The 13,280-nt window shown below is 29.7% G+C and carries 9 protein-coding genes and 1 pseudogene; 8 read left to right on the top strand and 2 right to left on the bottom strand.

From position 1 onward, the window contains the following. Positions 1-6 precede the first annotated feature (6 nt). From A500_RS13970 to A500_RS13995, 6 genes are all read left to right on the top strand, one after another. Complete coding sequence (locus A500_RS13970) at positions 7-1,032, top strand: alcohol dehydrogenase catalytic domain-containing protein (RefSeq protein WP_016208217.1); 1,026 nt, start codon at positions 7-9, stop codon at positions 1,030-1,032. 19 nt (positions 1,033-1,051) lie between these two features. Beyond that, positions 1,052-2,218 (top strand): iron-containing alcohol dehydrogenase, encoded by a 1,167-nt coding sequence (locus A500_RS13975; protein ID WP_016208218.1) that lies wholly within the window; start codon positions 1,052-1,054, stop codon positions 2,216-2,218. 353 nt (positions 2,219-2,571) lie between these two features. Further along, positions 2,572-3,483, top strand: coding sequence for a ribonuclease H1 domain-containing protein (locus A500_RS13980; RefSeq protein ID WP_016208219.1), 912 nt, complete (start codon positions 2,572-2,574; stop codon positions 3,481-3,483). A 50-nt stretch (positions 3,484-3,533) separates the two neighbouring features. Then, positions 3,534-4,511, top strand: a complete 978-nt coding sequence (locus A500_RS13985) for a diaminopimelate dehydrogenase (RefSeq protein ID WP_016208220.1) — start codon at positions 3,534-3,536, stop codon at positions 4,509-4,511. Positions 4,512-4,789: 278 nt separating this feature from the next. Beyond that, positions 4,790-6,115 carry a 6-phospho-alpha-glucosidase gene (locus tag A500_RS13990; protein WP_016208221.1) on the top strand — a complete coding sequence of 442 codons (1,326 nt, stop codon included), beginning with the start codon at positions 4,790-4,792 and terminating at the stop codon, positions 6,113-6,115. Between the two features lie 106 nt (positions 6,116-6,221). After that, positions 6,222-7,748 carry a PTS transporter subunit EIIC gene (locus tag A500_RS13995; RefSeq protein WP_016208222.1) on the top strand — a complete coding sequence of 509 codons (1,527 nt, stop codon included), beginning with the start codon at positions 6,222-6,224 and terminating at the stop codon, positions 7,746-7,748. Between the two features lie 47 nt (positions 7,749-7,795). On the opposite strand, the gene A500_RS14000 is transcribed toward A500_RS13995, so the two are convergent. Together A500_RS14000 and A500_RS14005 are read right to left on the bottom strand one after the other, a co-directional pair. After that, a complete protein-coding gene (locus A500_RS14000) occupies positions 7,796-8,584 on the bottom strand; it encodes a MurR/RpiR family transcriptional regulator (RefSeq protein ID WP_016208223.1) in 789 nt (262 codons plus the stop codon). An 81-nt stretch (positions 8,585-8,665) separates the two neighbouring features. After that, on the bottom strand, positions 8,666-9,379 hold the full coding sequence (locus tag A500_RS14005; protein ID WP_016208224.1) for a MurR/RpiR family transcriptional regulator: 714 nt from the start codon (positions 9,377-9,379) through the stop codon (positions 8,666-8,668). A 294-nt stretch (positions 9,380-9,673) separates the two neighbouring features. Here A500_RS14005 and A500_RS14010 point away from each other — a divergent pair. Then, positions 9,674-11,398, top strand: a pseudogene (locus A500_RS14010) (ABC transporter ATP-binding protein). Next, positions 11,398-13,200, top strand: coding sequence for an ABC transporter ATP-binding protein (locus tag A500_RS14015; RefSeq protein WP_016208225.1), 1,803 nt, complete (start codon positions 11,398-11,400; stop codon positions 13,198-13,200). The pseudogene A500_RS14010 and the gene A500_RS14015 overlap by 1 nt, the downstream one beginning before the upstream one ends. Positions 13,201-13,280: the final 80 nt, after the last annotated feature.

Raw genomic sequence — 13,280 nt, forward strand, 5'->3', positions numbered from 1 at the left:
ATGCCTATGTTGCGTGCTGTTTTATATAAAGAAGAAGATCTTCGTATAGAAGAATGTCCCATACCCGAGATAGGTCCGGGAGATGTTTTAGTAAAAAATGAGATTTCTACCACCTGCGGTACTGATGTTAAAATATACAAACGTGGATATCCTCTGCTAAAGCCGCCTCATCCTTTTGGTCATGAATTTTCAGGGATAATTGCTGCTGTAGGAAAAGATGTAAATGGATTTAAAGAAGGGGATAGGGTTGCTGTTCATAATACAGCTCCCTGTAACCAATGCTACTTCTGCAAAAAGGGACTTCCTTCTATGTGCGAAGATATGTTATTTAATAGAGGAGCTTATTCAGAATATGTTAAGGTTCCTGAAAGAATAGTAAAGCAAAATATGTTTCTTCTAGATAATTCTATTTCATATAAAACGGCTTCTTTAATGGAACCATTCTCTTGTGCTGTCTACGGAATAGATAATTGTCCTATTCATCCTGGAGATGTGATAGTAGTTAATGGAGCGGGTCCAATAGGTCTTATGTTTGCAAGGTTGGCAGTTATATCTGGCGCAAAAGTAATAGTAACAGACATGATGGATAATAGACTTAAATTAGCTTCAAAGCTTGGGGTTTGGAAAACCGTAAATGTTAGTGGGCTAGAAGATAGTGTGGAAGCTATAAAAGCTTTAACTGATAATAATAGAGGGTGTGATGTAGTTATTGAGGCTACTGGTATCATTGATGTATGGGAAAAAAGTGTAAAGATGGCTCGTAAGGGTGGCTTTGTACTACTTTTTGGTGGAACTAAGTCCAACAGCATCCTACATGTAGATGCCACTCTACTTCATTATTCACAGATAACTATAAAGGGTGTTTTTCACACTACACCACTCCATGTCATGACTGCCCTGGAGCTTCTTAAGATGGGAGTTATATCTAGTGAAGATTTTATTCAAAATGAATATAAACTTGAAGATTTAGAGTTAGCTATTAGGGAGCATGCATCAGGAAAAGTAATAAAGAATTGTATTGTATATCCATAGATAAAGGAGAAGAAGATAAATGTATTCTATTAAATTTGGTTGTGAAAGAATGTTCTGTGGTGAAAATGCCGTAATGGGATTAAAGAATTTACCAGCTGAGCGAAAAAAGGCATATATAGTTATGAGCGGTACCATATTACAAGATATAGGATCTTTAAAAATTGTAACTGATGTTTTAGAAGAGGCTGGCTTTAAATGGAAGACCTATACTGATGTTGAAGCAGAGCCAAGTTTCCAAAGTGTTCTCCGTGGTGCAACTGATATGAAGGAATTTGAACCGGACTGGATAATTGGTTTTGGGGGAGGCTCTGCTATGGATGCTGCAAAAGCCATGTGGGTATTCTATGAGAACCCAGAATATACACAAATTGAGGATGTTATGCCTCCTAATGAAATAAAGAATCTTAAAGTAAAAGCTAGGATTGCTTGCATTCCTACCTCTGCAGGAACTGGTAGTGAAGCTACAAGAGCTGCCCTAATTAAAGATCCTGTAAAAAGGAAAAAGTATTCTATTCGTTGTATGAATGGAAGAATGGTTCCAGACGTTGCTATCCTTGATCCAATTTTTACTGTATCAATGCCAAAAAGCCTAACAGCAGCTTCAGGAATGGATGCACTAACACATGCTATAGAGTCTTATGTTACTCCATTAGCTAATCCTTATTCTGATGCTATGGCATTAGCTTCATTCATTAATGGTTATGAAAATTTAGCAGAATGTTATGAAAATGGAAATAATATGGAGGCTAGAGGAAAAATGCTAGCAGCTTCTTGTATGGGGGGAATAGCCTTCTCCAACTGTGCTTTGGGACTTGTTCACAGTATAGCCCATACATTTGGAGCAGAATATAATATACCTCATGGTTTGGCAAATGCCATAGTTTTACCTTATGTTATAGAGTTTAATTCTAGCAGTAAGGAAACAAAGGAGCGATATGATCAATTAGCACATTATGTAGGTGAAACTTCTCTTCTACAAGGAATTTTGAAACTGAGAAAGAGAGTAGATATACCTCCTACTATGAAGGCTGTAGTTCCCAATGATAAGGATGTCCTAGAGAAGTTAGATACATTAATAGAAAAGGCTTTTGGAGATGTTTGTACACCATTCACTCCAGTAAAACCTACACATGAAGAAATGAGATCCTTAATATTAAAGATTTATTACGGAAAAATAAAACAATAGGTTTTTTAGTAAGATTTCTTAAAAAATTAAACTCTAAGATATTTAATAAAAAATAATATCTTGGAGTTTTTACATTTTGTGCCCAGTTTTTCATAGTTTCAATAAGAATATATCTATATACTACCTTTAGAAGTAAATTTGAAAAAAGAAAGGTATTTTTCGTTACAAAAGTAGAAAGTCTGAAAAGTATAAACTAAAATAAATAGTCTTAAATTTAATTTATATGATAAAATGAAAATAAAGGCTATTTTCAAAGAATATAAGCAAAATTTAAATATAGAGTAATTTAAAATTTAATCTTATATTTATAGATAGTTATGTTAAATATAATAAAAAAGAAGGAAGAGTTAAATATGGCTAAAAAAAAGGTTTATGCAGTTAAAGTAGGTAGAGAAATAGGTATATTTGATAATTGGAATGAGTGTAAAAAAAGCATAGATGGTTTTCCAGGAGCAAAATATCAAGGATTTTCAACACTTGAAGAAGCTAACGAATTTTTAGGAATAGTTATTTCTAAAGAGGATATAAAAAGTAAAGAGAAAAAAGTAGAGTATAATTTAGAGAAAGAAAGCCTTATTACACCAATCAGAAGTTCTGCTAAAATAAATGTTTTTAAATCTTATATAGATTACAATGAATTAAAAGATAAATATGAATTTATTGCATTTGTAGATGGTAGTTATGATAAAGAAAGCAAAACATATGGCTCAGGTGTAGTAGTATTAGATTTAGCCAATAATGAGCATAAGCTTTATTCTTGTGCTGGTTATGATAAATGGAATCAATGGAATATCGTAGGAGAGTTAGAGGCAACAAAATTAGCTTTAAATATAGCAAAAGAAGAATATAAGGCTAAAAGAGTAGCAATATATCATGATTTGAAAAACATTTCATTATGGGCTAGCGGAGAATGGCAAGCCAAAAATGAATATACACAAGAATATGTAAAAAATATTGAGAAATTTAGTAATGAAATTGAAATATGTTTTATAAAAGTTAAAGCTCATAGTAACGAAAGTATATATAATGACTTAGCAGATGAAACTGCTAAAAATGCTATTGTAGAATATAATAATAATTATATTAATAATGATAATATCAATAATGATGACATTAGTATAAAGAGGAATATATCACAAGACGAATCGAAGTTCTTTATAAATGTACCAAATGAACTATATGAAAAATTTGATGACAAATGTAAAAAATTAAACATATCACATGATATAGCTATTATAAATTTAATAGAAGAATGGCTAAATTAAAAATATAAATTATAGAAAGGGGGCACCTGACTTTATAGTCAGGAAAATTTATGAGCAATAAGATTAGAGTAGGTATTGTAGGGTATGGAAACCTTGGAAAAGGTGTAGAATTATCCTTAGCACAAAATTCAGATTTTGAATTAGAGGCTATTTTTACAAGGAGAAATCCAGATAAGTTAGTAGCAACTTCAAAAATGTTACATATTTCAGAAATTGAGAATTATAAGGGGAAAATTGATGTTATGATTCTTTGTGGAGGTTCTGCCACTGATTTGCCACAACAGACGCCGGAGATTGTAAAAATGTTTAATACGGTAGATAGTTTTGACACTCATGCTAAGATACCAGAATATTTTAGTATGTTAGATGATGTAGCAAAAAGCTCTGGTACTATTGGACTTATATCAGTTGGTTGGGATCCAGGATTATTTTCATTAAATCGTCTTTTAGGGGAGGTAGTACTTCCAAGAGGAAAAGATTATACTTTTTGGGGAAAAGGTGTAAGTCAAGGGCACTCAGATGCAATTAGAAGAGTAAAAGGTGTTAAAAATGGAGTTCAATATACGGTACCAATTGAGAGTGCTATTGAAATGGTTCGTACTGGAAAAAATAAAGAACTTTCAATTAAAGAAAAACATGAAAGAATTTGTTATGTCGTGCCAGAGGATGGGGCTAATTTAGAGGACATAAAAAATGAAATTGAAAATATGCCAAACTATTTTGCGCACTATAACACAACAGTGAACTTTATAACTGAAGAAGAAATGAATAAGAATCATAAAGGGATGCCACATGGTGGGTTTGTTATTCGTACAGGAATTACTGGAGAAAGTACAAATCAAAGAATGGAATTCAGTTTAAAACTTGATAGTAATCCAGAGTTTACTTCAAGCGTGTTAGTAGCTTATGCAAGAGCAGTTTATAGATTATATAAAGAAGGTCAAAGGGGAGCTCGTACTGTACTAGATATACCATTTAGCTATTTATCACCAAAATCAGCTGAAGAATTAAGAAAAGAGTTATTATAGAATTCCATAAATATAATAAAAGGAGCCTAAAAATATGGCTCCTTTTACTATACTTATTTTTACTTATTATAAATAAGATAAATAGAGTAAAAAATTACTTTTCATGTCACAAATAACATATTGAATCATTCATGACTATAAGCTTGTAACTTATTGATTAAAACGATATCAGAATATAGAATATGAGTATAGAAAAGAAACGGCCGTTTTTATAAATTTTAGTTATAATTTAAAACTTAGTCGCAGTAATTATAAAATTAATATTAGGAGTGATTGTTATGAAAAGATATAATGTTGTTATAGTTGGTGGTGGAAGTACATTTACACCAGGATTTTTAAAATCATTTTGTAGATTGAAGGAAGAATTTCCATTAAATAAATTAGTTTTATTTGATATAGATGCAGAAAGACAAGAACCAATTGGTGAGTTTGGAAAAATATTAATGAAGGAAAGATATCCAGAGGTTGAATTTAGCTATACTACAGATATCGAAGAAGCTTATACTGATATGGATTTTGTATTTATGCAAATGCGTGTAGGTGGACTTAAGATGAGAGCCCAAGATGAACATATTCCATTAAGTATGGGGCTTATTGGACAAGAAACCTGTGGAGCTGGTGGAATGGCTTATGGATTAAGATCTATAGTAGGAATGATTGAAGCTGTTTATGATATAAGAAAATATTCTCCAAATGCATGGATATTAAATTATTCTAATCCAGCAGCTATAGTTGCAGAAGCATTAAGAAGAGAATTTCCAAATGATAAGAAAATTTTAAACATATGCGATCAACCTGAAAATGTTGTACGTTCATGCAGTAGACTATTAGGATGTGACTGGAAGGATTTAGATCCTGTATATTTTGGATTAAATCACTATGGATGGTTTACTAATATATATGATAGAAAGACAGGAGAAGATTTATTACCTAAATTAAAGCAATTAATAAAAGAAAGAGGATTTTTACCTCAAGATGCAGAGCAAAGAGATAAATCTTGGTTAGATACTTATGGAATGGTCCAAACAATAATGGAAGACTTCCCTGATTACTTACCAAACACTTATGATCAATATTATTTATATCCAGAATATAAAGTTTCACATCTTGATCCAAACTTTACAAGAGCTGATGAAGTTATGGCTAATAGAGAAAATCGTGTATTTAATGAATGTAGAGAAGTTGCAGCTGCGGGTACAACAGAAGGCAGAGTAAAAATTGAAAGTGATGCTCATGCTGAAATGATGATAGAAGTAGCTCAATCAATAGCTTACAATCAAAATAGAAGATATATTATAATAACAGAAAATAATGGATCAATAAACAATATGCAAGATGATGCAATGGTAGAAGTAGTTGCAGAACTTGGTATAAATGGACCAAGACCTATGGGGGTTGGAAACATACCTCAATTTTACTTAGGATTATTAGTTAATCAAGTATCAAGTGAAAAATTACTAGTGGATGCTTATTATGAAAAATCATATTCTAAAGCACTTCAAGCATTTACTTTAAATAGATTAGTTAATGATGCTAAGAAAGCAAGAAAAGTATTAGATGCATTAATAGAAGCAAACAAAGGCTACTGGCCAGAGTTTAAATAGTAATTGTGTATGGAGCTGCCTATATTGAAAGCTTTGAATTGTATATCAATTTGGCAGCTCATGCTATAAAAGCCTTTAAAATAAATTTAGAAAAGGGGAATTATAAATGAGAAAAAATAATAATAAAGTTATGGGTTTTTTTTCAGCTCTTGGTAGAAGCTTAATGTTACCAATAGCTACTTTAGCAGCAGCAGGGCTATTATTAGGATTAACATCTGCACTTCTAAAACCACAAGTTCAAGATTTGCTACCATTTTTAAAATTACAATCATTTAATTATATAATAACCGTTATAAAAACGATTACTTCAACTGTATTTGGTATGATTCCGGTATTATTTTCAATATGTATAGCATTTGGACTAGCAAAAGAAGAAAAAGAAATTGCTGCATTTGCAGGATTTATAGGATATTATGTTTTTCTATTAAGTGCATCTTTAGTAATAGGATCAGGATTCTTTGATTTTAGTTCACTAAAAATGTCAACTATCTTAGGTATAGCAGATACAATAGAGATGGGTGCATTTGCAGGGATGATAACAGGTATATTAACCGCAGTTCTTCATAATAAGTTTTTTAATGTTGATTTTCCTGTTGCAATCGCTTTCTATGGAGGAAAAAGATTTGTTGCTATTGTAGTTATTGGAGCTATGACGCTTTTAGGACAAGTAATGCCATTTATTTGGGTTCCAGTTTCATCAGTAATTAACTGGTTAGGATCTTTAATAGCAAGTTTAGGATCAGTAGGAGTATTTATATTTGGTTTCTTAGAAAGAATATTAATTCCAACTGGATTACATCATGTTTTAAATGGAGTATTCCGTACTACATCTGTTGGTGGAGTATATCAAGGAGTTGAAGGGTGCTTAAATATTTTCTTAAAGTTCTTTGATTCAGTTCCTATTTCAGAATTAAGACAATTTACAGCTTTCTTAGGTCAAGGTAAAATGCCATTTATGATGTTTGGTCTGCCAGCAGCAGCATATGCCATTTACAAGACTTCTCCAATAGAGAAAAAGTCAAAAGTAAAAGCATTAATGATTGCAGGAGTAGCTGCATGTTTTGTATCAGGAATTACTGAACCCTTAGAATTTGCATTTATGTTTATCGCTCCACAATTATTTTTATTCCATGCTGTTATGGGAGGAATTTCTTTTGGACTACTAAGCTTATTAGGTGTTGGAGTTGGTAATACAGGAGGCGGAGTTATAGACTTTTTAATCTATGGTGTTTTAGTTCCAGGTTCAAGATGGTATGTAATAGTTTTAGTTGGTATAGTATTTGCAGTTATATACTATTTTGTTTTCAAATGGTATTTTTCAAGCAGAAATATTTCAATAGATGTTAGTGAAGATGAAGAAGAGCTTTCTAAAGAAGAAAATGTTGGAGGAGTAACAAGTTTAGCAATAAAAATCATCGATGGACTAGGCGGATATGATAATATAATTGCTGTAAACAATTGTATATCAAGATTAAGAGTAGATGTTAAAGATATGTCTTTAATAGATGAAGCACTTTTAAAATCTACAGGTTCAATGGGAATAGTTAAACCATCAGATACTCATATTCAAGTGGTTTATGGACCAAAGATTGAAAAAATTGCTAAGCAAGTAAAAGACGCAATGAAAAGATAGATTATAAAAAAGGGCAACTTTTATGTTGCTCTTTTTTTATTCAATAATTATAAAATGTTGTTAGCTTTTAATTTATTAATATAAAGTTCTAAAATAGCTTCTATAATGAACTGAATTGATAATCTTGAATTAATATCTATTCCAAAAAAGTCCTTCCGTTCAATTTCACCATATAAGGTTATATCAGCTATACTAGCTAATTCGCTAGAAGGGTCTGAGGTGATTGCAATTACGATAGCAGAATTGGATTTACTTAGGGCTGCTGTCTTTATAATTGGTATTGTAGCTCCACCTGAGCTCCCAATAATCATAATATCATTTGAAGTCATACGAGAAGCAGCACGATAAATAAGTGGTGGATCAATATAAAATGTAGAAGATCTATTTAAGGATAATAGCGTATTAGAGAGATATTCTAGAGGCATTTGTGTAAGACCTCTAGCAAAAATATGAATATTTTTATCACTACATAAGCAATTTACTATATAATTTAAATCCTCTACATTGAGCTTCTCAACAGTGTTCTTTAATCTTTTAAGGCTATTTGGAATTATATCATTTATTTCAGAAGATTTATTTTCTAATGTATTATTAGATAATAAATCATTTTTATGTAAATTATCAGATTTTAATTTGAATTTTAAATCACTAAATCCTTTTAAATTTAATTTATGGCATAAACGAGAGATAGTCGCAGTAGATACATAAGTATTTTGTGCTAATTGATTAATATTCATTTTTATAACTTCATCCTTATGAGAAATAATATATTGTAATATAATATCCTCATTTGAAGTTAAAGATTTAACAGCATCAGAATCAAAATTATTAAGCACTTTATCTCTCCTTCCTTTAAACATTATTATTATTTTTAGAATTACTTAAATGATAGAAATAATACTCTAATAACATATCAACTATATAAAAATAGAAATTCTATTTGATATATCATAATTAGAAAAAGAACGTTCTTTTGAATAAAAGTATAGAGTAATATTAGCTATCTGCGATAAAGGACTGCTTGTAAGTGGAGCAATAGCTATAATAGGAACGTTATTGCTTTGGGCAAGTCTAGCAATTTTTAATATAGATGGTTCATTTCCAGTAACACTTACTAAAATTAAAACATCATTTTTAGTAAAACTAATAGTAGAATCCAAAGACAATTTATCTATTTTATATAAGATTACAGATCGATCAACTGCCAAGAGATATCTTTGCATATATTCAGAAATTACATTTGTTATCCCAGTAGAAAATAAATGGATTTTTTTATCACTCAAGAGGTAACTTATTACTGATTCTATATTCTTAGTATTTAGAAGACGACCAGTATTTTCAACTTGAGAATATAAATCTAATAATATGTTATCATCAGACAAAGGATTACTATTTAAAGTTTTTTTAGAAGCAAGGTTATTTTTTAATACAAATTTTAATTCCGAATAGCCACTAAAATTTAGCTTTTTACATAAACGTAAAATTGTAGCTGTTGATGAAAATACATTCTCAGATAACTCATGGATACTCATACTTAGGACTTTAGATGCATTATTATCAATATATTGTAATATGGATAATTCACTTTTAGTGAGATTACTTAAAACCTCATTATCAATAGAATCTAACAATAAATATCCCCCTTTCATCATCATAAATTCAGTTTATCAAAGGGGGCAATAAATTGCAATAAGGATAAAAAGCTATAATTTTATTTAAATTTAGATTACCTAAAAGCAATGAATAAAAAGATTACATATATCTATGTTTTACAATATTTATAAAAATAGCTTTTAACATAACTTATGATAAAATGTTGGGATAATTTGAATTAAGTATTATAAGAAAATTAAAATGTTATTAATGAAGAAATTTCATTTTTATTTTATATTGATTCAATTAAAGAAAGGAAGTGAAATACAGTAATGAAATTAATACTAAAATATTTAAAAACTATAAGCCATTTATTCTTTTAAACATAATATCGGTATTTGGATTTGCTTTAGTAGAGCTTGGAATTCCTACTATTATGGCTAAGGTTATAGACAATGGAATAATCAATAATGATATTACTTATATAAGAAAAATGGGATTTGTTATAGCATTTATATCTATAATTGGAGTTATTGGAACAATATTATTAGGGTATTGTTCATCTAGAATTTCAACAGGTATTACTAGAGATATAAGAAATGATATATTTAAAAAAGCACAGGAATTTTCGCATACAGAATACGATAAATTTGGAGTGTCATCACTTATAACAAGAACTACAAATGATGCTTTTGTTCTTTTACAGTTTACTAATACACTTTTAAGAACAGCTTTACTTACACCTGTAATGTTTACTGTAAGTTTAATAATGATACTTAGAACCAGTTTATCATTATCTCTGATTTTAGCCGTAGTAATTCCATTTATAATTTTAGGAGTTGTAGTAATAGTAAAAACTTCAGAACCTTTATCAGAAAAATTACAAGAGAGGTTAGATAAACTAAATAGAATTTCTAGAGAAAATCTAACAGGAATAAGGGTAATTAGAGCTTTTGGAAATGATAAATATGAAGGAAAAAGATTTGAGAAAACTAATGATTTGTATGCAGATACATCTAAAAAGTTAAATAAGCTTATGGCAGTCTCAGCCTACCTTCTTTTTCTTACTTAACATAGCAATTATTGTTATATTTTGGGTTTCAAGTAAGATGATAAATATAGGAGTACTTCAAGTTGGTCAATTAGTAGCTTTTATAGAGTATTTATTCCATGCAATGTTTTCTATTATGCTATTTTCAATGGTATTTGTTATGTATCCTAAAGCTCAAGTATCTGCTAATAGAATTACCGAGATTTTAAATGAAAATCCTATAATAAAAAATCCTGAAAATGGGATTAAGAAAACAGAAATAAAGGGTGTTATTGAATTTGATAATGTATCATTTACTTATCCAAATGGAGAAGTTCCTGTTCTTAAAGATATATCCTTTAAAGCTGAAAAGGGAGAAACTATTGCTTTTATAGGAAGTACAGGTAGTGGTAAAAGTACATTGATTAATTTAATACCAAGATTTTATGATGTTACCAAAGGAAGTATAAAAATAGACGGAATAGATGTAAGAGAATATGATTTAAAGGCTTTACGTAAAAAGATAGGTTTTATTCCACAGAAAAATCTTTTGTTTACAGGTAGTATTGCAAGCAACATAAAATTTGGTAAGAAGAATGCCAAAACTGGAGAAATAGAATATTCAGCTAAAGTTGCTCAAGCATATGATTTTATTTCTAGTAAACCCAAAAAGTTTGATGAACCAATAAGTGAAGGTGGATCAAATGTATCAGGAGGACAAAAGCAGAGGCTTTCAATAGCCAGGGCTATAGTTAGAAAGCCAGAAATATATATTTTTGATGATAGTTTTTCAGCTTTAGATTTTAAAACAGATGCAGTTTTAAGAAAAAGGCTTAAAGCTGAGACAAGGGATTCGGTAGTATTAATAGTGGCTCAAAGAATAGGTTCTATAATGGATGCTGACAAAATTATTGTATTAAATGAAGGAGAAGTTGTAGGAATAGGTGCTCATAAGGAACTTTTAAAAAATTGTGAAATATACCATGAAATTGCAATATCACAACTTACAGAGGAGGAATTAGCATAATGAATAAATTCAAGTTAGTAGTAAAAAAGATTTCTCCTTTTGTTAATAAGTATAAATGGTCTTTCTTCGGAGCTATTTTATTTATAATTTCATCAGCAGTTTTTGTAGCAATAGCGCCAAGAACTGAAGGATTAATAATTACTCAATTAATTAAAGATGTTGAAGATATGGTAAAAGGAGTTACCGGGGCTTCAGTTAACTTTAATTATATAATTAAAGTATTAATATTGCTATTTCTGATTTATATAGGAAGTGCTGGCTCAACTTTTATAGCAAGCTTTTTATTAACAAATGCAATTCAAAATACTATGAGGGATATTAGAAATGAAGTTCAAAGAAAAATAAGTAGACTTCCTATAAGATATTTTGATAGTCATAGTTATGGTGATGTGCTAAGTAGAATTACAAATGATGTTGATACTATTTCAAATGCATTACAGCAAAGCTTTATTCAAGTAATAAATGCTATTTTATCACTAAGCTTAGCTCTTATAATGATGTACTCAATTAATGTTAAACTTGCAATATTAGCAACTCTAATAATACCATTAAGTATTTTAATTACTAATATAATAGTAAAAAAATCACAAGGGTTATTTAATAAGCAACAAGCAGCTTTAGGAAGACTTAATGGAAGAGTTCAAGAAATGTATACTGGCTTTAATGAAATAAAGTTATATGGTAAAGAAGAAGATTCATTAAGTGATTTTATAGAAGCAAATGAAGAATTGTGTGCAGCAGGCTTTAAAGCTCAATTTATATCAAGTATCATGTCGCCTTTAGTAAGTCTTGTTAGCTATTTAGGAATAGCAGCAATAGGTGTTGTAGGTGCTATAACAGTAATATCAGGAGGCATAACTGTTGGTAATCTTCAAGCATTTATACGTTATATTTGGCAAATAAATCAACCTTTATCTCAAGTAACTCAATTATCATCAGCAATACAATCAGCAGTAGCTGCAGCTCATAGGGTAATTGAATTTTTAGAGGAAGAAGAAGAGGTGAAAGTTTCAAATAATACTAATAAACTTGAAAATCCAAAAGGAAATGTAAGTTTTGAAAATGTAAAGTTTGGGTACAATGAAGATAAGATATTAATAGAAGATTTAAGTGCAGAGATTAAAAGTGGTCAAATGGTAGCTATAGTTGGACCAACTGGAGCAGGTAAAACTACTTTAATTAACCTTTTAATGAGATTTTATGAAATTCAAAGCGGCTCAATTAAAATTGATGGTGTAGATATAAAAGATATGAAACGCGAAGATTTAAGAGCTATGTTTGGTATGGTTCTTCAAGATACTTGGTTATTTAATGGAAGTATTTATGATAATATTGAATATGGTAGATTTGGTGCATCAAAAGAAGAAATAATAGAAGCTGCTAAGATTGCAAATGTTCATCACTTTATTAAGACCTTGCCAGATGGATATAATATGATTTTAAACGAAGAGGCATCAAATATATCTCAAGGAGAAAAACAACTTTTAACTATAGCTAGGGCAATACTTAAAGATCCGGCTATATTAATTTTAGACGAAGCTACAAGTTCGGTAGATACTAGATTAGAATTATTACTACAAAAAGCTATGAGAAATATAATGAAGGGTAGAACTAGTTTTGTTATAGCGCATAGACTTTCAACAATAAAAAGTGCTGATTTAATACTAGTAATTAACAATGGAAATATAATAGAGCAAGGAACTCATGAAGAGTTAATTAAGCAAGACGGTTTTTATAAAGATCTTTATAATAGTCAATTTGCAGATAAAGAAGATACTAATATTAACTTATTCACATCATAATAACAATATATTGTATATTTTTAAAAATACTATGGATAAATACACAATATGTAGTATAATTATATAGATGGATAAATAAT

Origin of the sequence: Clostridium sartagoforme AAU1 (assembly GCF_000401215.1) — a bacterium.
Classification (GTDB): Bacteria; Bacillota; Clostridia; order Clostridiales; family Clostridiaceae; genus Clostridium; species Clostridium sartagoforme.

Coding starts and splice junctions, on each gene's coding strand:
- A500_RS13970 (WP_016208217.1), top strand. CDS start 7: ATGTTGCGTGCTGTTTTATATAAAGAAGAAGATCTTCGTATAGAAGAA.
- A500_RS13975 (WP_016208218.1), top strand. CDS start 1,052: ATGTATTCTATTAAATTTGGTTGTGAAAGAATGTTCTGTGGTGAAAAT.
- A500_RS13980 (WP_016208219.1), top strand. CDS start 2,572: ATGGCTAAAAAAAAGGTTTATGCAGTTAAAGTAGGTAGAGAAATAGGT.
- A500_RS13985 (WP_016208220.1), top strand. CDS start 3,534: ATGAGCAATAAGATTAGAGTAGGTATTGTAGGGTATGGAAACCTTGGA.
- A500_RS13990 (WP_016208221.1), top strand. CDS start 4,790: ATGAAAAGATATAATGTTGTTATAGTTGGTGGTGGAAGTACATTTACA.
- A500_RS13995 (WP_016208222.1), top strand. CDS start 6,222: ATGAGAAAAAATAATAATAAAGTTATGGGTTTTTTTTCAGCTCTTGGT.
- A500_RS14015 (WP_016208225.1), top strand. CDS start 11,398: ATGAATAAATTCAAGTTAGTAGTAAAAAAGATTTCTCCTTTTGTTAAT.